This is a genomic window from Agrobacterium tumefaciens (assembly GCF_005221325.1).
Lineage (GTDB): Bacteria > Pseudomonadota > Alphaproteobacteria > Rhizobiales > Rhizobiaceae > Agrobacterium.
In genome coordinates, this window is record NZ_CP039893.1 from 112,772 (window position 1) to 138,871 (window position 26,100).

Genomic DNA, 26,100 nt, shown 5'->3' on the forward strand with positions numbered 1-26,100 from the left:
CGGCGGCGGTTTTGTTTCCAGCACCCCTCAATTCAGGGAGAAGTCGCATGTCTGCACATCTCGCATTTCTGGCACCGATCGGCGCCATCCTTCAATGGTCCGACAGCACGCCGCGGCCACCCGAACGGCATCGCAAAAAGCTGTCCGCCTGGAGGACCAACAACAGCTCCGGCCGGCTGATCCGCAAGCAGGACGAGCGCGCCGCCGGCAGCATCATCCTGCCGGCAAACGTCACGCTGCACGAAGGCGATTTTGGCGGCGGCGGTGTTATTACCATCCGCATCCACCGTACGTTCTCGCTTGAAACCCAATTGACGTTCCGCGTTGTCGAGCGTCCTGCCACAGGCAGTTGCCCCACGTGGAATTGCGGCGCATGGAGGACGCCTGCCGGCAGACGCGGCACCAGATCGGCATGATCGAGCGTCAGATCATCCGCAAGATGACCGCGCTGATACCATCGCTTGGCGCGCGCAAGCCCAGGTATCGACGTGGCAGACCGCATGAGCCGGACGCGTTCCTCAACCGCTATCGCACCAATCTTGCCGCCATCACCGCCGAGCGCCAGCCGGAAATCGATGCACTGTCGCGGAAGCTCGCGCGGCAGGAGGCGGCAATCGCATCGTTACGTGTCCGTGCAGCTCTCCCCAGCAACGCTGGCCAAATGGGGCAGCGATCCCAGCGGTAACGTCCGGCGACCTTGGCAGCTCGGCAAGCTACGGAGGGCGGATCGTCGGGGCTGGCGTTGGTCTTGCATGGTTTCCTCTCCACTTCGGCATCCGAGGTTTGCCTCTGGCCGTTCCGTCCTTCGGTTTCGTGGCGGTCTGAACCAGCGCCCGTTCGGTTCAAGGCCGCTGTCGCGCCGCGGGGCGGCCGGTCATGCCGCTCTCGACAAAGCAGGCACGCGGGCTTCGCAAGGGCTTGGGCAGCCCCGCTTGACCGCATGCCTTCTTCGCTCGATCTGGCCTGCCCGGACCCTGATCCGCCCGGATTGCGCCTGTTCCTTGTCGCCGCACCGAAGGACGGAACGGCCAGGGGGCCGACGCTTCGGCGAAGCAAGAAGGAAACCAATCATGGCAAAGTCCACCACCCAGTCCCGCCAATCAACCCGCCCCACCGCGCGCGTCGTGCCGCTGCGCAAAGGCGCCACCCTAGAAATGGTCCGCCTTACATGCCCCGATGAAACACAGGCGCTCCGGATCGCCGAAAGTTTTGGCACCGCCATTCTCGATAGCGACGGCATCCGCGACATGCACGAGCGCCTGATCGTCGAGACCGCCACCGCCCTTTCCGATGGCCTTGGCGAACGGGCGATGCAGATCCATCTGCAGCGCATCGTCGGCGCCTATGTCGGGTCGGCCCATGGCGCCGGCCAGTTCTACTCCCGCGCCGTCACTGAGGCGCGGGACGCCACCGCCAAGAGTGCTGCGGATGCCCGTGACGAGGATCTCGACGGTCCGGTTGGCTACGACAGCGCCGCCCAGCGCAAGCGGGAATTCGCAGCCGACATGGGTATCCAGGCGCACGCGCTCAGAATGGCGGCAGTCGGCGCTGTTGCTGCCTATGAGCAAGTGGTCGGCGAAACCTGGAAGCCGTTCGACCGCCCGGTCGAGAACCCCGGCCAGACGCTCGACCGCAAGGCAGCCGCAGCGCAGCTATCCGCCTTCGAGTAACACCCATCGCGGCGGGGCTCCAGCCCCGCCAGACCTTCACATAGACGGTTGTCCTGTTTTCGTCAGAACTGCATGCTTATATGCGAGGAGATCGATTTCGAAAGGATATCCATGGAAACCGTTTCAGCCCCCAGGACCAAACCTTGGCCGAAGTCACAGGGACCCGTGTTGGCCAATGCCTCCGATTTGCGAAAGGCCGCGGCCATCAACGCGCTTCTTTCGACCCCGGCGCCGGTTCTTCCCGTAAAAGACGGTGATCCGATCCTACCGTTTGTGATCGGCATATTCGATACGTTCCGCTCCTCGTTGCAACCCGATGTGCCGGCAGTGCGCCTGCGCAGGGCGATTGCCGCCTATGCGCGCTCGAAGAACTATCTGCTGGCGAGCGCGCAGCCGGACGCCATGCGTCATGATGCAACCGGTACACCTGTCACTCCGGTCGATGAGGCGGATCGCCTGTCAGCGCAGTTGCGCGTCGAGGAAATCCGGCGAGAGAGACAGACGTCGGCAGAGGCTGGGCGGACCGAAGAGGTTGCAACCGGGCCAAGCCCGGACAAGTAGTTTCAAAGCCGGGGAAATCCTCCCTTCGATCATGCGCGTATGAGAATGCGGCCTTGCAACGGATACAATCGTTGCTTCATTCTGCAGCCATCACATGCGGAAGGAGCCGGATAATTGAGTGATACAAGGAAAGCCCCGCACGCGATCGACGTCGAAGTCGGCGCCCGTATTAAGCTGAAGCGGAAGCTTTTAAGGATGTCCCAGCAGTCATTGGCGGGCAAGCTTGGCGTGACCTTCCAGCAGGTCCAGAAATACGAGAAGGGCGCCAACCGCGTGGGCGCCAGCCGCCTCAGCCAGATCGCGACGGCGCTGGATGTTCCGATGTCCTATTTCTTCGACGGAAACCAGGGTGGGCGGCAAGACGACGATGATCCCCATATCACACGCGAGATCGACGAGGTCGCGCTGTTTCTGACGTCGAATGAAGGTGTCAATCTCAACCGCGCCTTCATGCAGATCCCTTCGGCTGCCGTGCGGCACAAAGTTGTCCTGCTGGTGAAATCGCTCGCTCGCGCCGAGGAAGAGGCGCAATAATCGGTCTCATCGCGACCCGTCCCGCCTCCGGTCCTGCCGGGGCTAGGGTTTCGCGCAAGGGCTTGCGCCCTCCTTCACTTGCAGTTGCGGCGCGTTCCGCGTGCGCTCATCCCTGATCTCCCCGGCTTTTGACCGACGTGACGGGGTCGCGATGGTCGCGACCTCCGAAAACGGAGGTTCAAGGATATGAAAAGAAAAGGGCAGGGCGAGCGCGCCGATCTCTATGCGCGGATCACCGACAGGATCGTTGCGGATCTGGAAAAAGGCGTCCGTCCGTGGATGAAGCCCTGGTCGGCCGCAAATACGACCGGACGGATCACCCGGCCGCTGCGCCACAATGGCGAAGCCTATAGTGGCCTCAACGTGCTGCTGTTGTGGTCGGAGAGCACAGCGAGGGGCTATGTCTCGCCGACATGGATGACGTTCAAACAGGCCTTGCAGCTGGATGGAGCTGTTCGCAAGGGCGAGACCGGAACGACGGTCATCTATGCAAGCCGCTTCACCAAGTCGGAGACCGACAGTAATGGCGGCGAGGTGGAGCGCGATATTCCGTTCCTTAAATCGTACACGGTGTTCAACGTAGCGCAGATCGACGGCCTGCCTGACCACTATCATGGCGTACCCGAACCGCTCCTGAGCCCGATCGAGCGCATCGGTCACGCCGACGAGTTCTTCCGCAATACCGGCGCAGTCATTCGGCACGGCGGCAACCAGGCATACTATTCTCCGGCCATGGACTATATCCAGATGCCACCGTTCGAAGCCTTCCGCGATGCCGCCGGGTATGCGGCAGTCCTCAGCCATGAGGCGACCCACTGGACGGCGGCAGAACATCGCGTGGGACGCGACCTGTCGCGCTATGCCAAGGACCGGACGGAGCGAGCGCGGGAAGAACTCATTGCCGAACTTGGCAGTTGCTTCCTCTGCGCTGACCTCGGTATCGCGCCGGAACTTGAGCCGCGGCCGGATCACGCGTCCTATCTGCAGTCATGGCTCTCGGTGCTGGCCAACGACAAACGGGCAATTTTCCAGGCGGCCGCGCATGCGCAGCGGGCGGTCAATTATCTCCACGGTCTTCAGCCAAGGGCGGATGCCTGCGCGACGAGGGAGGTAGCGTAATCGCGCTCGTCTCTTTTTGGGCGTCCTTTGGTTCGAGCAAAACAATAGCTTTCTGTGGACCTATCCGCCCCATGGTAATGTGCCCTACAATCTAGACATTCCGGACAATCTGTACTATCTATCGTGGTAGATGATAGGAGCAGGAACATGGTCACATCCGTCAGAAAATCGTCAGCAACCTCCTTGTCTGGGTTGAACCCGGCGGCCATTGCCGACGTCGTCGAGGTCCTCGCCCGTCATAATCCACGTCTTTCCAAGACGGCGCTTGCCGCGACGGGGCGTGTCGTCGCCGCAGTCACCGCAGCAACCGCACGTCTTGCCGCCGACCAGCAACGCCGGCTCGTTGCCGACGAGCGCGAGCTGGCGCAAGCCGTCGCGGTCGCGGTCGCTGGCCTCATCGCGGAGGCGGACGTCCGCCTCGCGCCGCTTGCGGTTGGCAAGTCCGTCGAGGTCAGTCAGGGCGCCGGTCTTCCCGCGCCCGTCGATCTCGATGAAGGAAGGCGCAGACTTGCAGCTTTTGCAGAGCCGACGCGTCTCGAGGACTGGGCCGGTCCTGTCGCGGGACCGGCCGAGATCGAAAAGACATTTGGCACGAAACGGTCGACGCTGCACGACTGGCAGAGGCGTGGCGCGGTGATTGGCCTGCTGAAGGGCGAACGCAAGCATGTCTTTCCATTAGCGCAGTTCGTCGATGGACGCCCGGTAGAGGGCATGGCTCAGGTGACGCGGATCATCGCCAATCCTCGTGTCGCCTGGCAGTGGTTGATCCGGACAAAGCCCGATATCGGCGGCTCACCGTTGGATCTCATGAAAAATGGTCGTCTGGACGAGGTCCTTGCTGCGGCCGAGCGTGATTTCGGCTGACACTGTGAAGCTCAATCCCACAACAGTTGCCGATCTCGCACTGGCGTTTCGGCCGAATGCCTGGCTGCGCGTTTTGCCACGTGCCCACATGGCGACGCCACTCGGCATGGGCTTTGGCAATAGCCGCTTTTCCAGCCCTCACAGTCGATTTCGCGTGGCCTACATCGCGCAGGATCTGCCGACGGCGATTGCCGAAACGATCGTGCGTGACCGATTCGAGGGCAGCGCCGACCGGGTGCTTGATGAAATAGAGTTCGAAGACTGGGCGATTGCCGAGGTTTCCGCTGTCGATCCCTTGACCGTCCTCGATCTGAGAACCACCGGTCTGCTCAAGCTAGGAGTTAGCACCGATGCTGCCCGTGCGAAAACACACAACGATGGGCAGGCGCTGAGCGAGGCCGTCTACGGGTCCTTCGATGCCGACGGATTGTTGTACGCATCGCGGTTGACAGGCGCCCATTGTCTGGCGGTCTACGACCGTGCGGTGACGCGCAAGCTCGCGGCGACGCCGGCAATCGAGCTTCTTCGACACCCGGGCCTCGTTCCCGCACTGAAGGAAATCGGTGTCTCGGTCCGGAGCGCTCGCTCTCCTTGAGAGGTATCCTCACTCCTTTCCACCGATCCGTTCATGGCCGCGACATGGATCCGTGGACACACCCACCGTCGACCGAGGGGGCGGCATCAATCAGCTGCGATTGAGTGCAGGACAGAATATGCTGATCGCAAATTCTGGAACGGACAGCGCGGCTTGTCCGGTCCGGTGTCAGCGGACACGATCTTACCTCGTGCGGGCACGAAACGATGTTGTTGTGACTGGCCCCTGCGTCTTGCCAACAACGGATAATTTTTGGCGAACAAGAGCATGCATGGACGACATGTAACCGATCTGAAACCGGAGCCGCCATCGAGACGGAAAGTTCGGCGACGCTCCTCGTCGCATTGGCCGGGCAAATTCCCAAACGATCGATCTGGCCATTGTTGCCATCCATTCGGGCATAGCAAGTGGGCGCGGCCAACGCGGCCTCGATTTGACATGTCTGATCGAAGAGCGGCTGCGCCTCGATCGTTCTCCCGCAACGGCATCGCCAACTTTCTTCCCCTGCGACCTGCGTTCGCATTCCTCGCGGTCCAAGAAAGCCGTCTCCCGCCGCCCTCCATTGCATTCCGGTCCCTTAAGGATGCGGTCCGATCGTCCCCGATCAAATCGACAGTCATCGAGGACGCGATGGTCGCGGCCCGATCAAACCGAAAGGATCACGACAATGGCAATCATCGGCGAATTCACCACCAACGGCAACACCATCCTCGGCCACGTACGCACTCTGACGGTCTCCATGAAGGCCCGTCTGAACCCGATCGAACGCACATCCCGCGACGCTCCCGACTTCCGGATCATGTCCGGAGCGGCCGAAGTCGGCGCCGCCTGGAGCCAGGTTTCCGGCGACGGAGAGCCCTACATCTCGGTCAAGCTCGACGATCCGAGCTTTCCGGCCCCGATCAATGCGGCACTTTGGCCGACCGAGAGGGAAGGCGACTATACGTTGGTCTGGAACCGCCCGAAGCGCGACGCCTGATCAAAGACGAAGCCCTGCCGGAAACGGCGGGGCTTTTCCCTTGTTCAAACCAAGAAGGAACCGGGCATCTAGCCCGCTTCGTCTTCCGGTCGCGATACGGATAGGCGGGGTCTGCTCAGAATGACCAATCGTGCCGCGAGCAAATGCCGGCCTCAAGGACTTCGCGTGGCCCCCCGATTTTGCTTCCGCTCCGGTTCCCTGCGCTTCAACAAAACCGGCACCCCACTCGCCGCCTCTGGCGGTCGCCGACGCGATCCCTGACCCCGTCATTTCCTCACGCCCCGCGGCGTCATCTTTCTCAAACGTCAAGGAGATGACGATGCTACTGGAACAACATATCGAAGAACTGCGCGCCGAGATGAACCATTGCCACCCAGACGAGCGTCGCCAGATTGCCGCGGAGCTGGAACTGGCTCTGGCCGAACTGGCCGTTATCATGGCCGAGCAGGACGGTTCCGTTGACGCCGTGCCGCCCTTCTGAGGGTGGCATACACCCGCAATGCTGCCACCACCGTCCGATTGCCATCGAGATCGAGATCAGCTTAAGCGTGATGGCAAGCAGCGCCGATGACGCTGCGCCGTCTGCCTTTGGCGGCTCCCCCCTGATGACCCCGCTTACCGCGGTGCGGCTCACTTGTTCAGCACATCTTTCAGTGCTTTGGCAGGCTGAAACGTAAGCTTCTTCGCAGCGGCAACCTTGATGGTGGCGCCGGTTGCCGGATTGCGAGCCTCACGCTCCGGGGTATCCTTGATCTTGAACTTGCCGAATCCCGGGATAGATGTTTCCGCTCCAGACGTGGCTGCCGTCGTGATCGACGCGAAGACGGTTTCGACGATCGATTTCGCCTGGGCTTTGGTCAGGTTCTGTTCGGATGCGATCTTTTCGGCGATTTCATTGGTTGTGGTCATGACGGTTTCCTCGTTAAAGACGGGAAAACCCTTTCAGGCGATCGTTACGTTGTCATGCGGCGTTGTCCTTAGAGTCGCGCTCCTGCAGGGGTTTCCACAGCTTCTTGCCGGTTGATAGCCCCTTTTGCGCTTCTGCAGTACCAGTTCGAGGAAGCGCGATATCGCATCATTCTCATTGCCGAACACCTCGGTCATCTCCCCGCCCGCCTTGCCGATCCGTCCCCATGTCCGTACCAACGCGGTTTCTCCGAACAGGGTTGGCCGGATCGCAAGCGCGTAATATCGGGCCATGTTCCTGTTGGCGTCGATCCTCTGGCAATAAAGCTGGTAGTGATGAATACCCATCCCCGCTTGATCGTCGATCTTCACGCTACGGTCCAACGACACTTCTGAATCGAATGGCCACTTTCGATTCATTTTCGTGATGAATATCGGTAATCGGCTCCGGTTGGGTGAGACGGCTTCGCCGCACGGTTCTACTCGCTCCGCTCACCGAACCCGCAACGCGGTTTCGGCCGATTCCGGTGATGATCCTCTCGCGGAAACACTACGGCGGATGCAGGCAGGCGACCTTTCAGTGCATATCGCCGCCACACCAATCGATCCGGGGGCTGCCCCAGCGTCGGCCAAGCTTCTCCCGCACCAGCTGCTCGCCGAGCGACTTGCCCGCGCGTGAAACGACACGCAGCTTTCGGCCATAAGGATCTTCGTCCCGTACACCAGCCACCAGCGAAAATTCGGCCGCCGCATTGAGCAGCTGGAGCAATCGCAACTTCGCTGCTTCGCCGGCCAGGCGTTCCTCTTCACAGGCCGGCTGCGAGATTTCCGGCGCGTCGATATCGGCAATGCGGATCTTGACGCCCTCCAGCCAGAAGGTGTCCCCGTCCACAACGCAGGTCGTCCGTCTTCCCGTATCGCACAGCGTGAACGACGCTAGGAGCTGATCGCCCGCTTGTGCCGTCCCGATCGTTGCGCAAAACAGCACGAGCAACCACACTGACTTCCGTGACGAACGCCGGATTTTGTGAGCTGGTTGACAGGTTTCGTTCCGAACCATCGAGGCCATGGACCTCACTTTACAATTCATCGATCAATATCCCAGATATCCAAGAATATCAGCGCCGGAATATTCTCCTGCCTCATCGACATAGGCGATGACATCACCGGTCTGCAAATTGATGAGGGCGTCATCGAGCTGGCGGACAACGGCGTCGATCTCGTGGATGCGGCATTCTTCGATTGCCTCTTCAGCTGTGACCTGTGCTTCACAGGCTTCCCAATATCTCATGGTTGCTCCCTCGATCTAATTCAAAGCCGGACTGTCCGTGCCGAAAGAGTTTTTCTGAAACCGGTTCTCTGCGACACAGGCCTTCATGTCCTCGCGGCGGAACCACATGGCGCGCCCGCATCGAAGGGGTGCATTGCCCGAGGTGAAGACGATCTGCTCGTCGGCGCGCATGCGCAGAACCTCATGCGGAAGGATCAGGGGCCGGCGGTTGAGTTGCTTCGACCGCGATCTCGACGATCCCTTCATTCCGGAGGAACGATTGGTTTGATCGACCTCGACCGTGGTGTCGCCACATCGCTTCGAAATGTAGTCAGCGGTGTCAGGATCGTTGATTGCAGAAAACGAAATCCAGGATGCGGATTCGAACCATTTGCTCGTCGCATCACGCCCTCCATAAGCCTCGCGCATCTGGCCGAGCGACTGGAAGATCAGCGTTAGCGTGATGCCATATTTGCGACCGGCATCGCGGGCCGTTTCAAGGATGCGCAGGAATCCGAGACGGGCCACTTCATCGAGCAGAAATAGCGTGCGCCCCTTCACATCACCATTGCGATTGTAAATGGCGTTGAGCAGCGAGCCGATGACGACACGCGCCAGGCCGGGATGCGCTTCCAGCACCTTCAGATCAAGTGCGATGAAGATGTCCGTTCCGCTCTCGGCGAGATCGTCGGTTGAGAAACTGTCACCAGAAACGAGGGCGGCATAGTTCGTGTACGACAGCCAGTGTGTTTCCTTGACCGCATTGGCGTAGACACCGGAAAACGTCTCCGGCGTCATGTTGACGAAAACCGCGACGTTCTCCTTCACGAAGTCGGATTCCGACTGTTCATAAATCTTCGTCAAACGTGCCCGAAGCTTGGGCTCCGGTTCGGAAAGATTAGCCCGGACACGACGCAGCGTCTGCTCTTTCTCATCGGTATGGCCGGACAGACAAACGTCGGCGATGAGTGCGGTTAGAAGCTGCATGGCCGAGGCGCGAAAGAAGTCGTCGCGGGCGGACGCTGTGCGTGCATTGTCGGTCATGATCCAGGTGGCGACGGCGACGATGTCTTCTTCCTTCGTATTGCCATGACGGCCAATCCAGTCCAGCGCATTGAAGCCGACACCAGACGCTGTGGGATCGAGCACGATCACCTTCCGGCCGGCCTGGCGCCGGTGCTCGCTGACAATCGGAGCAACCTCGCTTGACGGATCCAGCACAACGAGACCGCCGCCCCATTTGAGCGCGGTCGGTATTGTTACTGAGGTCGTTTTGAATCCACCGGAACCGGCAAAGACGATGCCATGCGACGAGCCGAAGGAACCATCGAAGCAGAGCAGTGGCGCCTTGCCGCCGCCGCCCCAGCTTTGTTTGTCATCGGCCCGGAACGGCATGGCGGCAACACTATCGCGATCAACGCGATACCGCTCGCCGATGACGATGCCGCCGTGCTCAGGAAACAGCGTTCCGGCCTCCTGCATCTTCATCCAGTCGGCCTCGCCATGGACTGCACGCCTGCCAGCGATCCGCTTTGGTGCAGCCATTGCGAAGGCTGCATTCCCCTTGATCGCAACCCGCAAGGCAAAGACGCTTCCGATGAAGGCGACGCCAACGCCAATCATCGTTGCCGGATCGGCATATGCGAGAACCGTTTGGCCAGCTGGCACATTGCCGGCAACACCAGCCAGGCGGATCGTTTCGCGTGTCATGGCGATGATGATGACCACAGCACTTCCTGCCAGAACGCTTAAACCGGCCACCTTGATATGCGTCGAACCATTGGCGGCAAAGAGCGCAACGACGCCCATCTCGGCAGCCACCACATGGGGCAGGGCGAGACCAGCCCTTCCCAGCATCAGCTTCGCTTGCGCTGATGTTCCGAGCGCCGACAACCGATATTCCATGCCTGACGTCAGGATCATCGCCGCGAGCATGATCGCCGCGGGCAGGATTGCCAGTAGCAGCCTATTCGCCCTCATTGCCAAAGGCCTCCGCGCCGATTGCCGCCAGTCGGGCCTTCTCCGTCTCGTCGCCCCTGATCCGTCTGTTGGCGTCGATCAGCAGGCCGAGCAGCAGAGAACGCTTCTCGTAGCGCAGTCCGGCTTTGACGATCAGGCCGCCGAGTTCGATTTTTTCGCGCGTGTCCTTCTTGCGCGCATCTGATGTTATCGTCTTTGCCATCCGCTCAAGCCTCACCAATGCCGCCCGCATCCGCGCCAGACGACTGCGCCGTGGAGGCCCCGCTTGCGTTTCGGCCATCTCCGGAATCCTTCTTTCCGGTTGCAATACCTTTGCCTCCGCGAAACCGTTTGGCGATCTCCTCCAAGGCCGCCTGAAGGTCCGCCTCGTCGATCTCGATCTCCCCGAGGCCGGCTTTCAGTGCGATGCGCCCAATGCGTTCGGCCTCACGGGTCTCGGCCTGCTTGAGCTGATCCTGGAGTCTTGCGATTTCCTCCCTGATCTTCGATGACGGCTTCTTCATTCCGGTTGCTCCTTTGAACTCTGGGCGTTGCTCTTGCGACGCCCAGAGTCTCCCGGATGCGCTGGAAAAGACATGTGCAGATCTGCACATCGGCAGATCGCTCGCTTTGGTGGATGATCCCGACTGTTCCGAAGGAATGGCTCCAAGGGTCCAAGGGCGCAATTATACGTCGTGGCGCGACGTCTTGCTCAGAGGCCGGAATCGCCTGGCCGCTCCCGACGAACGAGGTTCGAACCGGGAGCTTTTATCGCCGTGGCCATCGCACACTTCTCAGCCAGCATCATCAGCCGCGGCGACGGCCGCAGCGTGGTGCTGTCCGCGGCCTACCGGCACTGCGCGAAGATGGAATACGAGCGTGAAGCCCGCACCATCGACTACACGCGCAAACAGGGCTTGCTGCATGAGGAATTCATGCTTCCTGCCGATGCCCCGAAATGGGCGAAAGCGCTCATTGCGGATCGTGCGGTTTCGGGCGCGGTCGAAGCCTTCTGGAACAAGGTCGAGGCTTTCGAAAAACGCTCCGACGCGCAGCTGGCCCGTGACCTGACGATTGCACTGCCGCTGGAGCTCACACCCGAGCAGAACATCGCCCTGGTCCGTGATTTCGTCGAGAAACACATCCGGGCGAAAGGCATGGTGGCGGACTGGGTCTATCACGACAATCCCGGCAATCCGCACGTCCATTTGATGACCACGTTACGGCCTCTCTCCGAGGACAGCTTCGGGTCGAAGAAAGTCGCGGTCATCGGCGAGGACGGCCAGCCGGTGCGGACGAAGTCCGGCAAGATTCTCTACGAACTTTGGGCCGGATCGACCGATGCCTTCAACGTGCTGCGGGATGGGTGGTTCGAGCGACAGAACCATCATTTGGCGCTTGCCGGGATCGATCTTCGCATCGATGGACGCTCCTACGAGAAGCAGGGTATCGAACTTGAGCCCACCATCCATCTCGGCGTCGGTGCCAAGGCGATCGAGCGCAAAGCGGCGAGCCGGGGTGTCAGGCCGGAGCTGGAGCGGATCGAGCTGAACGAGGAGCGACGCTCGGAAAATGCCCGCCGGATCCTACGCAATCCCGCCATCGTGCTCGACCTGATCACGCGGGAAAAGAGCGTCTTCGACGAACGCGATATAGCCAAGGTATTGCACCGTTATATCGACGATCCCGCAGTCTTCCAACAACTCATGGTCAGGATCATCCTGAACCCGGAAGTGCTGCGGCTGCAGCGCGAAACGATCGATTTTGCGACCGGAAAGAAAGTGCCGGCGCGTTATTCGACGCGAGCGATGATTCGGCTGGAAGCGACGATGGCGCGGCAGGCAACATGGCTGTCGAACCGGGAGGGAAGGGGCGTTTCCCACTCCGCTCTCGAAGCCACGTTCAAGCGGCATGAGCGGCTGTCCGACGAGCAGAAAGCAGCGATCGAGCGCATTGCAGGACCTGCCCGTATCGCCGCCGTCGTCGGACGCGCGGGTGCTGGCAAGACCACGATGATGAAGGCGGCACGGGAGGCGTGGGAGCTGGCCGGATATCGTGTCGTTGGTGGCGCGCTCGCCGGCAAAGCGGCGGAGGGCCTTTCGAGCGAAGCCGGCATCGAGAGCCGCACGCTCTCATCCTGGGAGCTGCGCTGGAACCGCGGTCGTGACGTGCTCGACAATAAAACCGTCTTCGTCATGGACGAGGCCGGCATGGTAGCCTCGAAACAGATGGCGGGCTTTGTCGATGCCGTCGTCAGGGCAGGGGCAAAGATCGTGCTGGTCGGCGACCCCGAACAGCTGCAGCCCATTGAGGCGGGCGCTGCCTTCCGCGCCATTGTCGATCGGATTGGTTACGCTGAACTCGAAACGATCTATCGCCAGCGCGAGGACTGGATGCGCAAGGCGTCGCTCGATCTGGCGCGCGGCAATGTCGAGAAGGCGTTGGCGCTCTACAATGCCAATGCGAGAATTGTTGGCGAACGTCTGAAGGCGGAAGCGGTTGAGCGCCTGATCGCCGACTGGAACCATGATTACGATCAGACGAAGACGACATTGATCCTCGCCCATCTGCGCCGCGACGTGCGCATGCTCAACGTCATGGCGCGCGAGAAGCTGGTCGAGCGCGGCATCGTCGGCGAGGGCCACGTCTTTAGAACGGCTGACGGCGAACGCCGTTTCGACGCAGGCGATCAGATCGTCTTCCTGAAGAATGAAACCTCACTTGGGGTAAAGAACGGCATGATCGGCCATGTCGTTGAGGCTGCGCCGAACCGCATCGTTGCGGTGGTCGGGGATCGGGATCATCGGCGGCATGTTGTGGTCGAACAACGCTTCTACAGAAATCTCGATCACGGCTATGCGACGACCATCCACAAGTCTCAGGGCGCCACTGTCGACAGGGTCAAGGTGCTGGCCTCTCTGTCGCTCGATCGGCATCTGACCTATGTGGCGATGACCCGTCATCGCGAGGATCTTCAGCTCTATTACGGGCGCCGTTCCTTCGCCTTCAACGGTAGCCTGGCAAAGGTTCTTTCTCGAAAGAACGCCAAGGAGACGACGCTCGATTACGAGCGTGGCAAACTCTACCGCGAGGCCCTCCGCTTTGCCGAAAACCATGGCCTGCACATCATGCAGGTGGCTCGAACAATGCTGCGCGACCGGCTCGACTGGACGCTGCGCCAAAAAACAAAGGTTTCCGATCTCGTTCATAGGCTTCGTGCGCTCGGTGAGCGCCTCGGCCCCGACCAATCCCCAAAAACCCAAACGATGAAGGAGGCCGGGCCCATGGTCGCAGGCATCAAGACATTCTCCGGCTCTGTTGCCGACACGGTCGGTGACAAGCTCGGCGCCGATCCCACGCTGAAGCAGCAATGGGAGGAGGTCTCGGCGCGCTTCCGCTACGTCTTCGCCGATCCCGTAACCGCCTTCCGCGCCATCAACTTCGATACCGTTCTGGCAGATAAGGAGATGGCGAAGCAGGTCCTCCAAAAGCTTGAGGCGGAGCCGGAGACTATCGGTCCATTGAAGGGCAAGACCGGCATTCTGGCAGGCAAGGCAGAGCGCGAGGCACGTCGCATCGCCGAGGTGAATGTGCCTGCTCTCAAGCGCGATCTTGAGCAATATCTTCAGATGCGCGAGACTGCCACGATGCGGCACCAGGCGGACGAGCAGACGCTGCGCCAGCGGGTCTCGATCGACATTCCGGCACTGTCGCCGGCAGCGCGTGTTGTGCTGGAGCGGGTGCGTGACGCCATCGACCGCAACGATCTTCCGGCGACGATGGCCTACGCGCTCAGCAATCGTGAAACCAAGGTCGAAATCGACGGGTTCAGTCAGTCGGTTACGGAGCGGTTCGGGGAACGAACGCTGCTGAACAACGCCGCGCGCGAGCCTTCCGGAACGCTGTACGAAAAACTCTCTGAGGGCATGACGCCGGAGCAGAAGCAGCAGCTCAAACAAGCCTGGCCGGTGATGCGGACAGCGCAACAGCTCGCGGCCCACGAGCGCACCGCTCAATCGCTAAGGCAAGCCGAGGAACAGCGTCTAACCCAGCGCCAGGCGCCGGTGCTGAAGCAATGAGACGGAAGAGGATTCTTCAGTTTCTCGCGGGCGCCGCCGTCGTCATGTCCGTAGTGACGGCGACGGCGTTCACGGGTGGCTATCGCCTGAACCTGACCCCAAGCGAGCCGCTCGGCCTCTGGCGTATCGAAGAGCTTCAGCGTCCGGTCGCGATCGGCGACCTGGTGTTTTTATGCCCACCCATGACAGCTGTCTTCGCAGACGCATGGCGGCGCGGATATCTGCGCCGAGGGCTTTGCGCCGGCGGCTTTGCGCCGCTGATCAAGACGGTCGCAGCACTTCCCGGACAGCGTGTCGACATCACCGATCGCGGGTTCATCGACGGTCGTCTGGTTCCCGCATCGTCTGTGTGGCGCACGGACGGCGAGGGCAGGATGCTCTTGCCTGATCCCGGCGGCGTTGTGCCGCCGTATCATCTCTTCCTTCACTCATCCTTCGCGAGCTCCTATGATAGTCGATACTTTGGCCCGGTTCCGGATTCCGGTCTGCTCGGCCTGGCGCGGCCGGTCCTCACCTTCGATCCGTGATCGCGGTGACGACCAGAGGAACGAGCGCTGGAAACCCATCCTTCTGATCATCGCCTCGATTGCCTGTGGGAGGATCGGCTGGAGCGGCGAGGTGCTTCTTCTCCCGCTCGCCATGTTCTTTCCGTTGCTCTGGGCAATGGCGCCGTCACGTATGATCGCCGCACTTGTTGCGGCGGGCTATTTCCTGGCGGCCTCGCGCGGATTGCCGCAGGGCGTGGCGAACTTCTATGCCGCCGATCTTTGGCCCGGTCTGGCGCTTTGGGCGATGGCTTCCGCATCCTTCGTCATTGTCCATGCAGTGTGCTGGACGAAACCTCGTGGCGGAGACTCTTCGGGGACGAGAGGGACGGACGCGGCGAGAGCGCTCCGCTATCTGCTCGCCATGGCGCTGACAGGACTGCCGCCATTTGGCATCACGGGCTGGGCGCATCCGCTGACAGCCGCCGGCGGCTTGTTTCCCGGGCGGGGTTGGTCAGGCCTTGGCGCGACCGCGATCCTGTTGGTCCTCATGACCGGTCGAAGATGGCAAATCGCGGTCGCAGTCCTCGGAGGACTTTGCGTCTGGTCCGCCACGAACTGGACGCCCCCGAAACTAACACCCGGATGGATGGCCGTCGATCTGAAACGAGGGGGAGACCTTGGGCGCGATGGCTCGCTTAACTATCACCGTGACCTGATCGCGACAGTGCGTCGGACGATTGCTGAGCAGCCGGACGTATATGTTGCGGTGCTGCCCGAAAGTGCGCTCGGCTTCTGGACGCCGACCGTTGCGCGGCTCTGGCGTGAAGGTCTCCGTGGCTCGGACCTCATCGTCATCGCTGGTGCTGCCGTCGTCGATCCCAAAGGCTACGACAATGTGATGGTGGCGATATCGGCCGATAAATCGAACATCCTCTATCGCGAGCGCATGCCGGTTCCCGGATCGATGTGGCAACCATGGTTGCCATGGACCGGGCAAGGAGGTGGCGCGCGGGCCGACTTCTTCGGCAATCCGGTGGTTGAGGTTGACGGAGCAAGGGTCGCGCCGCTGATTTGCTACGAGCAGCTCATTCTCTGGCCGGTCCTTCAATCGATGCTGCATTCGCCCGAGGTGATCGTTGCCGTCGGCAATGGCTGGTGGACGGAAAACACATCGATCGTCGCAATCCAAAAAGCGAGCGTCTCAGCCTGGGCAAGGCTCTTTGACCTGCCCGTCGTTATGGCCTTCAACACATAGGGAGTACCCGGGATGCTCGATCCCGTCCTTGTCCAGCAATGCGCCGACCCCTCCCTGAAGCCAGCAATCGTCGAGCAATTCATCGCGAAGGCAGGATCGCAGGATCCGCTGGCTGTCACCGTGCGCTCAGGCAACAGGATGGTTCTGGTGCCAAAGCCGACAACGCCGGAAGAGGCTCTGGCTCTCATCCGCGACAATCTCGGACGCAACACCGTTCGCGTTGGCATCACCCAGTATCCGGCAGGGGTCGGAATCGTCGAGGCCGGTCAATTGAAGCCGGAAATGGTCGAGCCTTGTGAGAATATCCGCATGGGGACAGCACTGTTTGCCAAAGTCTTTCGCATCGTCATTAAATGGTACGGCAATCCCACAGCAAAAGAAGTCCTGCCACAGGTTATGGATGATGCGGTCATCGCTTGGCAGACGGGATATTTTGAGGGGCTGGCGGTGTTTCGGGCCGAAGATCCTGGTCAGGGAAAACTTGCTCAACCCGCTTCAACCCAAAGTGACGAAGCCGAAACAAAAAACGACTCTCGCGAAAATCCAAGAGATGAAGACGCTTCATCAGAAGCTGTCTCGTCTGATCCAAACAAGGCCGGCATCAGGATCGACCTGTCGGGGATCGGCGCTCAAGAGCGTTAAGCCTGCCGCCAGAGTGCGATGAAATTGGAATCGCGCCACCCGGACTCCCTGCAGGCTTGCCGCTGCCTGCAGCATATTCAGCTCGGACGGATCATTGAAGACGCTCCAGATCAACACAATATCTTCCGCACGGTGTATGCGGAGGCGATCATGTGGTCAGAGATGCCAATCGGTAAGTATAAGGGTAAAACGCTACCGCAGTTGTTGCTGACGGACCCGGACTATTTTTTCTGGGCGATGGAGCAGGATGACTTTTTCAGGGGCGGTCTTGCAAAGCAGGCAGCCGACATCCTCCGTAAAGCCCGCCGCATCAAGATCCCCAAACCGGATCCAGCTAACTGGCGCGTCGAGTATTTTCTGACACCCGACGGTAAGTTCGCGCATTTTGACATTGTCGAGGCTGATCGCGCACCGCATGTCGGCTCAAGCAGGACTTCCCGCTCGCCGACGCTCGATTTCGCATATGCCCGCCAGACAAGAGACTATGACAAGCTCGGCTACAAGCATTTCATCAAGAGCTTCAAATATTTCTATTTCGGCAACTCGGAGGTGCGGCTCAACAGGACGAAATGCGAAGCATTCTTCGCTAACCCGGCCAATTTCAGCTAGTGCTTCCCGTTTCAGGCAGGATGAATGAACGATAGGACCACATAGCCCCTCAGCCCATGGAAAGCCTCCCGCGGTCCGATCAAGGTCGACCGGTACCCGCTTGAGGCAGCCAAGGCGGTAAACGCCTTGTTAACTGGGCCAATTGCAGTTCTTACTTCCGCTGAAGGGGAGATAGTCCTGCCGTTCAGGATCGGGATCAATAATGACATCGAGAGATTGTTGAGACCGGGTGCGGCACTGTCGGATCTGCACAAAGCGCTGCGCCGGTACACGCACAGTGCGGCGTATCTTTATGCGACCGCGCAGCCGGATGCCTTGCGCCATGATATTGTTGGTGAACCCTTCGGCGCCGTCAGTGATGAGGATCGGCTGAGCGCCCGCCAGACTTTCCTGATCGTTCAGGAACGACGCAAGCAGCGCCGCGAGCAACGTGAAAGCGAAAAATTAGCTCAAAACTAATCCGACAGGCGCGTGAAATCATCTCTGACGGCGGTTTCGTGAAAAATTGCACCTACGCGATCCACATCATGACTGGCTTCTCCATGGAATGACTCTTATAAGGGTCTTCGACGCAGTACGCGCTGCGTTGCGGCTTAGAATCCGCAGATGAACGGTTGGCGCTGACCGGAATGGCGCCAGGAACCCTCTGACTTTGTGTCCGGGGGCCTGCGGCGTATGTCCAGGCTCCGGCTAAAGGTCGCAGGGCCGATTCATCTCGGATTCTAACCCCCGGCAAGGGTTCACAGGGTTCAACGTCAGCGGAGGCGCACCGCGGACCAACAAGGGATAGGTGAGGAATGGAACTGCAAGATGCCACAGTGACGAAGAAGGTCGAGCTCCGCCCATTGATCGGGCTGACGCGCGGATTACCTCGGGCGGATCTGGAAACCATCACGGTTGACGCTATCAGGACGCACCGGCGATTGGTGGCAAAAGCCGATGAACTCTTCCAGGCTCTCCCGGAGACTTACAAAACCGGAAAAGAAGCCGGCGGCCCACAGCATGTTCGATACATTGAAGCGATCATCGAAATGCATGCGCAGATGAGCGCCGTGAAAACCTTGATCAGTATTCTTGGCTTCATTCCCAAGGTCGTCTTTAACTGACAGCTGGCAAAGTCAAGCGCGGACAATCATCGTGTGAGGGCGGATATGGCTGTATCGCTTGGTCTACGTGCTTAAGCTGCGCGTCTAGTGGTGGCTTCGCCCATCGTGTTCCTCAGCGGGTGCCGGCTTGATCTGTGTCGTCAATCATTTCGATTATTTCGTAGGTTTTGATGAGCCTCTAGATGCCTTCATTCAGTGACACAAGCGCCACATCCGGCGAAATTGCGCGGATCTGAATTTTAACGAGATAAGCCGGTTCCCAAATTCAGGATACTCGGCCGCCTCGCGCTTGAACTGGTGAACTGCCTCACCGGCGGCATCCGAACTCTCGTAAAAGTAAAGGACCATGACCCCGGCTCGGACAAAACAGAATTGACTAAGCCACAATCACAGGCCCGATTGACAGTGACCCTTCCTGCGCCCATCGTCGTCTCCGACTCCGCATAATTATTGGCGGCGCTAAATTGCGCATCTCGGTTACGCCGCAGGAAAGAGTGACCCGGGAATTTGCACCCTTCACTATCATGCCCCTTCAACGAGCGGATCAGCGCCAGTCAGGTGCGGTATCAGCCTCGACCTTCAAAACACAAACGCCCTTGCAACCGATCTCAATGCGCGATGGTTTTACCGAGCGCTTCGCAGTCGTAGGTTTGGCCGTCGCATTCGGCCGCTCCGCTTCACTGATCGGCTCCGACGCAATCAGCGCAACAGCAGGAACGAAACCACTGGGTTGGTCGCCGCGAACTTCCTGCGCCGGGTGTAAATCTGCTGGGGACGGATATCGTGCCGATGGGCGACATCCACGATCCTTGCGCCTGAAGCGGCAGCCTCTTCCAATATCTGTAGCTTATCGTCATCAGACCAGTCACGCCGACGCTCGACCCCTGTCAAAATCTTCATAAGGCCCATAGTTTATCCGCGATGACGTCGCTGACGACAAAGTTATGGACGTAACTTCCGATGTTCGATGAAAATTTCTACTACAGGCTCACCGGGCGCTTACGATCCACCGCTATATTCGATAGGTTTGATGGCTTGGCCTCCAGCGTCGAGGCCCCCTTCGATTTTCTAGTTCAACAGCGTAATCCGCTCGAAAATCACTCAGACAGCGCGGCATGACGGCAAACAGAAATTTCAGTTGAAACGTTATTCTTATAACCGGCGCGGTCTTATTTGATATTGTGGTCGGATCGCAAGATTTCCGCGGAGTGAGATTTATGCAGAATATTGTATCCAATTCACAGACACAGCAGCAACCCATAGAAAAAGAGGTGTCACCCTTCCATCGTGTGATGAGCGACGATCTGATCTCCCGGATCGTGGATGGCATGGTCACTAACGATCCTGTTGAGACTGCAAGGAATATCTCAAACCTTAAGCTCTCTAATAAATCTGTAAAGGAAAGTGTTGAGCGTAGTGCTGGAGGAAGATTTCACGGACAAATCAATAGACTTGGCGCAGCAAGCAAGGCCTTATATGACCACGCGGTTCCCACAGAAGGATTCTCTGAGCATCCTGAATTTCGTCCAGCCTTGCCAAGGGACTACGCCCTGGCCGGGGAGAGAATTGATGCAATCGGGGGAACTTTAAAGGTGCAAACACCGCAACGAAAATCAGCGCTCGTAGATCATATATTGAATATCGCAGAACCGTACGATCAAGGTCACGCGCTTGAGTATGTTGCGCCCCATGTCGGTGAATTTAGCTCGGAAGATCGTCGACGTCTTGTCGAGAAAATGCTTGAGCACTTTTCCACCCCCTTTACCGATGAGTTGCCAAGCGATGAAAACTTCAGTGGAACTTACGCCTTGTTCAAGGCATTGCCCCACATGGAAGATAGCCTGAAGGCGAGGATGCTTGATACCGTGGTCAATAATCCTGATATGGCAGCACTCATTCAATCGCAGAAGGAACACTATGATTGGTTGAGGGCGCAAGATGAGTACGAGAAGGCCACTTGGCGCTCCACGCAAAAGCCAACTGTCGATGAGCGGCTGGCAGACATAGAAAGTTCAGTTAGAAGCAATCTCAGCCTCGGTCAAGGCAGTGACCTTGAGAAGATGCGCTCTGCAAGGCCCCTGCAACAGACTATAAGTGATACCCTCAATCTCGCGCGTGAAGAACTCAAAAGCCGCGCCCCCGACGTCCGAGGGAGGTAACCTCAGTTATTTCGTAGAATTGTTGCGAACTACGAGACGACGACGAGAACCATGTGTCGCGCTATCCGGCGTTATCAACAGTGTTGGCGAAAAGATCAAGGCGCTCTCGTAGGGTACGTGAGACGTTTTGGCTCACCGAGCCGCAATATCATTTGTCCACTCAGGTTCGCTTTGTTTCACAGAAATTCGCCTCGATCAACCGAAGGTCCCCCAAGAAGGAAACTTCTCCTAGCACATCAAATCCAGCGTCTGCCAAGGTCGGGATACCGTCGATTTCAACGCCTCCGGCGATCTAAACTTCGGGAATTTGTGTCGGTGCACATGTTGCTCGCACTTACGGTAGGCCGCGCCAGACGCTTTGCACATCCCATCCCGCTTGGGCGGAGCCTCGAACATTCGAGCATATTCGCGGCTAAATTGCTGGACACTTTCGTCGCCAACCCTTGCAGCGGCGCTGTCGGCATTCAGGCGTTTTGTCACCATCAGATTTCCTTGCGGCGTAGACTCGAAGGGTCTTCTGGTATTGAACATGACTGGTTCCAGTTGGGTGGCGAAAGTTGTGATGGAACGTGGATGGCAGACTTGATGATGGGCATACTTGCCTTCCGCCGCGGTCGGCCATAGTACCCAGCGCAAGAATTGAGACCGCTAAGACTTCGCTCTATATGGTGATCGATCTCCTTACGGAACGCGATCTGTCGGTGCACCTAATCAAACGTCTTGGACGTCAAATCCGTTGTCATAAAAGTCACGAACAATAACGAGACGGTCAGCAAATTCGACCTCAATGCAAAGCTCGCGATACCCGCGGACAAAAACAGAATGTCTATCAAAACGATGGTGGCTAAATTTTTCGACTATCAAATAGTCGACTTTTCGATCAATGCATAATTGCACGCAATCTCTTACCTGCAACTCTGCCTCACAGATATATACAATCGTGCACGAAGAAGAGTTTGATGACCTTTCCCGTTTGACGGACACCCGCCATGGTCTCATCAACATGCTTTTTGCTGCTTCAAGAAATTTGCACATCAATGCTTGGCCCTCTTTCTGGGTCGGCATATTGGTGCATTGAGCAGTCCTAGCAATGCATGTTGGAAAAAACCGCGTTTCAACTGAAACACTGAATTTATTTTGGCAGGTTCCGAGCAGAAACAAAAAGCAAAGCTACATACTTCGCCGGCGTTCCAAACGTTCGTTAAGGTGGTCGGTCTCCTTTGTTCCACCGAGTCCGCATGAGGGGGCGAAAGATGGCGTGCTCGATTTGATGGTCGAACTGCTGCAAATTCCGTCTTTGGCCTAGCGCGCCGTCACAAAGGTGGTGCGCGTTGACTCACCAGATACTTCTTAGCCGTGTGATTGAATTCGGTAGCGTTGAGTAACGAGGGATGTCGCTCCCAGCATACCCCGGCAGCAAACCGATCGCGAATGTTACCGTTGAAACATAGTTTCTGTTTAACCAGCATTCAGGGAGTGATAGACCTGAAGCGAGATCGCCGCCAACAGGAACAACCCTAATATCCCTGATATATTTTTGCAAAATCGGAAAATTGAGTATGTTTCTATCGTGAACATGTAGTTTTGCGTATAACGATATGCAAATATCGAATTAATAGAATGTTAATGATGTAAATATGGCGTGCATACGAAAAATGGAAAGTATGAATGGCTAAAAATGATGCTTATAAGCTAATTATATTTGATTTTGATGGTACATTGGCCGACAGCGGCGCCTGGATGATACGCGCTCTAAGGGAAATGTCCGAACGTCACCGATTCGTATCGCCCAGCGACACTCAGATTGAATATCTGCGTGGCCTTTCAGTTTGCCAGGTTCTGAAGTGGATGAGAGTACCGGTGTGGCGCATTCCTCTGATCGTGAGAGACTTGCGTAAACTGGCTCGCGAAGCCACGTTCGATATGTTCCCTAGGACAGAAAAGGTCTTGTTTCTCCTCCAAGATCAAGGGGTCGAGCTTGCAATCTTAAGTTCGAACAGCGTCGAAAATATTCAGCGCGTGCTCGGGCCATTGGAGAGATACTTTGCTTATATAGAGGGCAGCTCGCCAATATTTGGGAAGGGCAAAAGGATCAATAAGATACTTCGTCGGTTTGAAAGGTCCCGCCATGAAGTGCTTCTTGTCGGAGATGAGGTACGTGATATTGAGGCAGCGATGAGTCAAAACGTTGCCTCCGCGGGAGTTACGTGGGGTTATGCTAAGAGAGAGGCTTTGGCGTGCAGCAATCCCACGCACATTCTAGAAGATATTGAGGATCTAATAGACTTGAAACCTCTTTAAAGAAGGAGAACTACGCTCGTAGCTCTACTACATCATATTCACATTGAAATTGCCGCACATATGTCGGGAAGGGCTGAAAGTGGATGCCATCAGTCGTTCAACGTGCCCTAGCCTTGCTTCAGAAGCATAACATGCACGATCAAGAGCCTGGACTGCGGCATTCAACGGATGCCTACGTCGAAGCGAGCACTTAAGCATTTCTACGCCATGTGTAGCGCGCGAGTAAATGTCGACTGAATTAGGCGGCGTCTTCAACATAGACTGGGCCCAGATGCATGTCCACGAGAACCAATTGATGAGCAGTCTGATGATTGTTCTCTCGTCCGGCGCTGCGATACTGATGCACTGGGAAACGGCCTAAGTAGTACGTTGATACTGCTGAGTTTAATCAAAGTTTATTAACGAAACGAAACTCTTGCTATCGATAGTTACCTATCGCGTCTTGCAGCTGAATGAGGCAAACATGAAAACGTCAACCAAAAAAATGCTTGTCTACGCCGCGATAATTTTCACTCCAGGATTTATATATTTTCCACTATATAAATATTTGCTCACTCTTTATAGTGAAGATTCAGGAGATACATATTTTTGTCAGTTCTATACGGATTTCTCATTTTTTTGGATAATGGGATTACTGGTTTTTGCTTTGTCAACGATGCTTAAAAAGAAGCCTTAGTTTTCCTTACGCCGCGCGGAAATTCTAACAAGCTTCAACGGGCGTGGGGTCGGCCTGGTGGTCTCCAGCGTTAAATGACGCCACCTCGTCGGCGTTACCGCGCATATTTTAAGCCAACGAAATGATCACCTTAGGACGGCTGTCACGGCACCCTTTCGTTTGCGCGAGACGGGATTATCTGGGGTCATCATTGCCGAGCGGTGCGGGTTGAGTACCGCAATGCCGCGCAGCCTGCGTCGGCAGAAGCATGTTACAACTGAAATCAAATGCGGCGAACCTGAAATAACCCGTTAACTCACCTCTTACAAGATTCTGCGAGCGAAGCGATATCTGTTGGCTCACTAGACTTGGCAGGAGCTGTCATGCACTCAACCAAATTGCGAACAAACGAAGTCGCGGTCACGCTACCCGAAGAAGGCGACGCATCGCTTTTCTTTGTTGGAAAGATCCGGACCCCTTGGAAAAGTCGAGCTGACACTCCTCGGCAGGGCAGTGAATCCGGGCCACTATGCACACTTGAAATTTCAGAGCTGTGGGCAGTCGCGCTGAAGGGCGTCGAACTGTATCCGAAGCTTGAGGTTCTTTACTGGCTACACGAGTCACCGCGCGATATCGCCCTACTAAGTCCTGCTGACGACGGGGAGATTCATGGTGCTTTCTCTCTTCGATCACCTGTGAGGCCCAATCCGATCGGAACGTCGATCGTGAAAGTGGAAAGAGTCGCTGGAAACTCGATTGTCGTCCGTGGTCTTGACTGCCTGGATGAAACACCGCTGTTGGATATCAAGCCGGAGCGCTCGTTATCAAAGCCGCTAGCCCGAGTGAGGAAAGGTCCCTCGGCTCCGGCCGCCTGACTGGCATGATGCACCTCTTCGTTCCGCAGAAAAAGCCGCGGGTCGCAGATAGGCTTTTCCGGTGACTGGGTTCTCGCGACGTTCCTTTGATACCGTGAGTTTGAGCTGTCAGACTGGGCTGAAGAGCCCACCGAGCAATTCATGAGACATAAAGGTTTTGCTGACGGTACCGAAGGGATGTTTACTTCAAAAATGTGCTCAAATGTCAACCGGAACCGTGCCGCTAGGCGCGAAAGGGCATGCTGAGGATCGACAAGGTTCGCCGTTAAATCTAGGGCACCCGATCGAATGTAAGGCGCGGCTCCTTCAGCAGATGGAACTGCAGCTCGATGAGTTCGAGGCAGTCGCCGAGGAAGACGAACTTGCGGCATAATTTGCAGTGAAATCCTCAGCCGTCAACGCTTTCGAGCACCAGCACCTATCACGTAAACCGTTTCCTAAAAATCTGTCCCGCGAGCGCGTCCTCGTCGTCGCTCCCACGAATTGCGCCCGCTGCGGCTCAGCCAAACTCACAAGCGTGTTGAGGACATAACCGACACTTGGAGGTGGGCCTGCGTCATGAGACAGGCATCCACATTGTGCGGAGACGTAACTAGACAACCCACGCGTATTGGGCTCGCCCCGCCACATCACGACTGATGCGTTGACCGCTGGACTGGGTCAACCCTCAAATGAGCTTTCGTCGGATTGCGAGCGCGGTGAGATGCGCTTTGGAGCGGACGTCGAAGCGCTTCATGACCTCGCGGAGCTTGACACGGACGCTGTTGTACTTGACCCCCTCCACGTCGGCGATCTCTTCCATTGTCATTCCGACAGCAATCCATCTCAGATAGGTCGCCTCTTTCGGATCGAGCCATGCGGCATTTTCGGCAGTGGGCGTGGTGCGCAGGAACGAGATGCGGGCATGCAGTTGCCCGACAGTGGCCGCTGCGGCAACCGCATCGATCTGCCGATCGAGGTCGATCGCCGGCTTCTCGGATGCCAGCGTGAACATCGACATGGAGCCGTTGGCGGTCCTGATGGGAATGGTGATGCCGGAGCGGATTCCGAAATCGGCTGCATGAGCATAGAAGGCACGTTCTTCCTTCGATAGTCCCGGCCGTTCCTGCTCGCCGGACCAGGCGAAGATATGCTTCCTGGATCTTGCGCGTTTGACGACCGGGTCGAGCGCGTCGAATTTCCTGTCGAAATAGAGCGATCGCCAGTCTGGATGATAGTTGGTCATGGCGATGATATGCTTGTGCTGGATGTGGAGATAGGCGTAACCGGTAAAGCCGAAATGGTCGGCGACATCCGCCAGCCCGGTCTTCAGGATGGATTCATCGCCCTCGATTGCGGCGAGATCAGTCAACTTTTCCAGCCAGGTCTGCATTCGTAACCTCCATCTAATCGTCGTCAGTATCCTTGTCGTCGTTGTCCGTCCGACAGTTTATTAAGGACATCAATGGCTGAACGTTGGGTGGGTTATTGCTTC

28 protein-coding genes and 3 pseudogenes are annotated in these 26,100 nt (G+C 57.8%); 21 read left to right on the top strand and 10 right to left on the bottom strand.

Annotated features, from left to right (window positions below; all coding sequences use genetic code 11):
* Positions 1-47: 47 nt before the first annotated feature.
* The 10 genes and pseudogenes from CFBP5499_RS29325 to CFBP5499_RS30310 form a co-directional block, all read left to right on the top strand.
* Positions 48-353, top strand: a pseudogene (locus CFBP5499_RS29325) (hypothetical protein); the annotation flags it as partial.
* 20 nt (positions 354-373) lie between these two features.
* The gene (locus tag CFBP5499_RS29330) at positions 374-685 is read left to right on the top strand and encodes a hypothetical protein (protein ID WP_080830697.1); all 312 of its coding nucleotides are present in this window, start codon (positions 374-376) and stop codon (positions 683-685) included.
* A gap of 385 nt (positions 686-1,070) precedes the next feature.
* Positions 1,071-1,670: a hypothetical protein gene (locus tag CFBP5499_RS29335; protein WP_080830696.1), complete on the top strand. Its 600-nt coding sequence runs from the start codon at positions 1,071-1,073 to the stop codon at positions 1,668-1,670.
* A 165-nt stretch (positions 1,671-1,835) separates the two neighbouring features.
* Positions 1,836-2,231: a ProQ/FINO family protein gene (locus CFBP5499_RS29340; protein ID WP_233284305.1), complete on the top strand. Its 396-nt coding sequence runs from the start codon at positions 1,836-1,838 to the stop codon at positions 2,229-2,231.
* A 114-nt stretch (positions 2,232-2,345) separates the two neighbouring features.
* The gene (locus tag CFBP5499_RS29345) at positions 2,346-2,765 is read left to right on the top strand and encodes a helix-turn-helix domain-containing protein (protein ID WP_080830695.1); all 420 of its coding nucleotides are present in this window, start codon (positions 2,346-2,348) and stop codon (positions 2,763-2,765) included.
* Positions 2,766-2,951: 186 nt separating this feature from the next.
* Positions 2,952-3,884: an ArdC family protein gene (locus tag CFBP5499_RS29350; protein WP_080830694.1), complete on the top strand. Its 933-nt coding sequence runs from the start codon at positions 2,952-2,954 to the stop codon at positions 3,882-3,884.
* A 147-nt stretch (positions 3,885-4,031) separates the two neighbouring features.
* Positions 4,032-4,748 (top strand): hypothetical protein, encoded by a 717-nt coding sequence (locus CFBP5499_RS29355; RefSeq protein WP_080830693.1) that lies wholly within the window; start codon positions 4,032-4,034, stop codon positions 4,746-4,748.
* Entirely contained in the window at positions 4,720-5,343 is a 624-nt protein-coding gene (locus CFBP5499_RS29360; RefSeq protein ID WP_080830692.1) for an RES family NAD+ phosphorylase, read from the top strand. The genes CFBP5499_RS29355 and CFBP5499_RS29360 overlap by 29 nt, the downstream gene beginning before the upstream one ends.
* A 667-nt stretch (positions 5,344-6,010) precedes the next feature.
* Positions 6,011-6,322, top strand: coding sequence for a DUF736 domain-containing protein (locus tag CFBP5499_RS30305; protein ID WP_003517402.1), 312 nt, complete (start codon positions 6,011-6,013; stop codon positions 6,320-6,322).
* Between the two features lie 319 nt (positions 6,323-6,641).
* Positions 6,642-6,803, top strand: a complete 162-nt coding sequence (locus CFBP5499_RS30310) for a hypothetical protein (RefSeq protein WP_019565695.1) — start codon at positions 6,642-6,644, stop codon at positions 6,801-6,803.
* A gap of 149 nt (positions 6,804-6,952) precedes the next feature.
* Here CFBP5499_RS30310 and CFBP5499_RS29375 read toward each other — a convergent pair whose 3' ends face one another.
* From CFBP5499_RS29375 to traC, 7 genes are all read right to left on the bottom strand, one after another.
* The gene (locus CFBP5499_RS29375; protein WP_003517400.1) at positions 6,953-7,231 is read right to left on the bottom strand and encodes an HU family DNA-binding protein; all 279 of its coding nucleotides are present in this window, start codon (positions 7,229-7,231) and stop codon (positions 6,953-6,955) included.
* A gap of 33 nt (positions 7,232-7,264) precedes the next feature.
* Entirely contained in the window at positions 7,265-7,576 is a 312-nt protein-coding gene (locus tag CFBP5499_RS29380) for a WGR domain-containing protein (RefSeq protein ID WP_080830789.1), read from the bottom strand.
* A 229-nt stretch (positions 7,577-7,805) separates the two neighbouring features.
* Positions 7,806-8,228, bottom strand: a complete 423-nt coding sequence (locus tag CFBP5499_RS29385) for a thermonuclease family protein (protein WP_371507050.1) — start codon at positions 8,226-8,228, stop codon at positions 7,806-7,808.
* Positions 8,229-8,321: 93 nt separating this feature from the next.
* The gene (locus CFBP5499_RS29390) at positions 8,322-8,519 is read right to left on the bottom strand and encodes a hypothetical protein (RefSeq protein WP_080830689.1); all 198 of its coding nucleotides are present in this window, start codon (positions 8,517-8,519) and stop codon (positions 8,322-8,324) included.
* A 15-nt stretch (positions 8,520-8,534) separates the two neighbouring features.
* Positions 8,535-10,478, bottom strand: a complete 1,944-nt coding sequence (gene traG / locus CFBP5499_RS29395; RefSeq protein WP_080830688.1) for a Ti-type conjugative transfer system protein TraG — start codon at positions 10,476-10,478, stop codon at positions 8,535-8,537.
* Positions 10,465-10,680, bottom strand: coding sequence for a type IV conjugative transfer system coupling protein TraD (gene traD / locus CFBP5499_RS29400; protein WP_012478135.1), 216 nt, complete (start codon positions 10,678-10,680; stop codon positions 10,465-10,467). The genes traG and traD overlap by 14 nt, the downstream gene beginning before the upstream one ends.
* A gap of 4 nt (positions 10,681-10,684) precedes the next feature.
* Positions 10,685-10,981 carry a conjugal transfer protein TraC gene (gene traC / locus CFBP5499_RS29405; RefSeq protein ID WP_012478136.1) on the bottom strand — a complete coding sequence of 99 codons (297 nt, stop codon included), beginning with the start codon at positions 10,979-10,981 and terminating at the stop codon, positions 10,685-10,687.
* A 252-nt stretch (positions 10,982-11,233) separates the two neighbouring features.
* Here traC and traA point away from each other — a divergent pair, with 252 nt between their 5' ends.
* From traA to CFBP5499_RS29440, 7 genes are all read left to right on the top strand, one after another.
* Positions 11,234-14,536: a Ti-type conjugative transfer relaxase TraA gene (gene traA, locus CFBP5499_RS29410; protein WP_080830687.1), complete on the top strand. Its 3,303-nt coding sequence runs from the start codon at positions 11,234-11,236 to the stop codon at positions 14,534-14,536.
* Positions 14,537-14,580: 44 nt separating this feature from the next.
* Positions 14,581-15,063, top strand: a complete 483-nt coding sequence (traF, locus tag CFBP5499_RS29415) for a conjugative transfer signal peptidase TraF (protein WP_371507049.1) — start codon at positions 14,581-14,583, stop codon at positions 15,061-15,063.
* Positions 14,984-16,279, top strand: coding sequence for a conjugal transfer protein TraB (locus tag CFBP5499_RS29420; RefSeq protein WP_080830685.1), 1,296 nt, complete (start codon positions 14,984-14,986; stop codon positions 16,277-16,279). Before traF ends, CFBP5499_RS29420 begins: the two co-directional genes overlap by 80 nt.
* A 12-nt stretch (positions 16,280-16,291) precedes the next feature.
* Entirely contained in the window at positions 16,292-16,921 is a 630-nt protein-coding gene (locus CFBP5499_RS29425) for a TraH family protein (RefSeq protein ID WP_080830684.1), read from the top strand.
* 18 nt (positions 16,922-16,939) lie between these two features.
* Positions 16,940-17,530 (top strand): hypothetical protein, encoded by a 591-nt coding sequence (locus CFBP5499_RS29430; RefSeq protein ID WP_233284298.1) that lies wholly within the window; start codon positions 16,940-16,942, stop codon positions 17,528-17,530.
* A 126-nt stretch (positions 17,531-17,656) separates the two neighbouring features.
* Positions 17,657-17,989 carry a ProQ/FinO family protein gene (locus tag CFBP5499_RS29435; protein WP_158523319.1) on the top strand — a complete coding sequence of 111 codons (333 nt, stop codon included), beginning with the start codon at positions 17,657-17,659 and terminating at the stop codon, positions 17,987-17,989.
* 338 nt (positions 17,990-18,327) lie between these two features.
* Positions 18,328-18,636, top strand: coding sequence for a transcriptional repressor TraM (locus tag CFBP5499_RS29440; RefSeq protein ID WP_080830682.1), 309 nt, complete (start codon positions 18,328-18,330; stop codon positions 18,634-18,636).
* 699 nt (positions 18,637-19,335) lie between these two features.
* Here CFBP5499_RS29440 and CFBP5499_RS29445 read toward each other — a convergent pair.
* Positions 19,336-19,536: a transposase gene (locus CFBP5499_RS29445; protein ID WP_158523318.1), complete on the bottom strand. Its 201-nt coding sequence runs from the start codon at positions 19,534-19,536 to the stop codon at positions 19,336-19,338.
* Positions 19,537-19,853: 317 nt separating this feature from the next.
* Between CFBP5499_RS29445 and CFBP5499_RS29450 the strand changes: the two genes are divergently transcribed.
* Positions 19,854-20,795, top strand: coding sequence for a hypothetical protein (locus CFBP5499_RS29450; RefSeq protein ID WP_080830681.1), 942 nt, complete (start codon positions 19,854-19,856; stop codon positions 20,793-20,795).
* A 369-nt stretch (positions 20,796-21,164) separates the two neighbouring features.
* Here the strand turns inward: CFBP5499_RS29450 and CFBP5499_RS30735 are convergent.
* Positions 21,165-21,384: pseudogene (locus CFBP5499_RS30735) on the bottom strand (helix-turn-helix domain-containing protein); the annotation flags it as partial.
* 1,079 nt (positions 21,385-22,463) lie between these two features.
* Here CFBP5499_RS30735 and CFBP5499_RS29455 point away from each other — a divergent pair.
* The 3 genes and pseudogenes from CFBP5499_RS29455 to CFBP5499_RS30740 all read left to right on the top strand — a co-directional run.
* Complete coding sequence (locus CFBP5499_RS29455) at positions 22,464-23,096, top strand: HAD-IA family hydrolase (RefSeq protein ID WP_080830679.1); 633 nt, start codon at positions 22,464-22,466, stop codon at positions 23,094-23,096.
* A gap of 1,038 nt (positions 23,097-24,134) precedes the next feature.
* Positions 24,135-24,626 (top strand): tRNA (N6-threonylcarbamoyladenosine(37)-N6)-methyltransferase TrmO, encoded by a 492-nt coding sequence (gene tsaA, locus CFBP5499_RS29460; protein WP_080830678.1) that lies wholly within the window; start codon positions 24,135-24,137, stop codon positions 24,624-24,626.
* Between the two features lie 242 nt (positions 24,627-24,868).
* Positions 24,869-25,166 (top strand): annotated as a pseudogene (locus CFBP5499_RS30740) (transposase domain-containing protein); the annotation flags it as partial.
* A gap of 127 nt (positions 25,167-25,293) precedes the next feature.
* Here the strand turns inward: CFBP5499_RS30740 and traR are convergent.
* Complete coding sequence (traR, locus tag CFBP5499_RS29465) at positions 25,294-25,998, bottom strand: autoinducer-binding transcriptional regulator TraR (RefSeq protein ID WP_080830677.1); 705 nt, start codon at positions 25,996-25,998, stop codon at positions 25,294-25,296.
* Positions 25,999-26,100 lie beyond the last annotated feature (102 nt).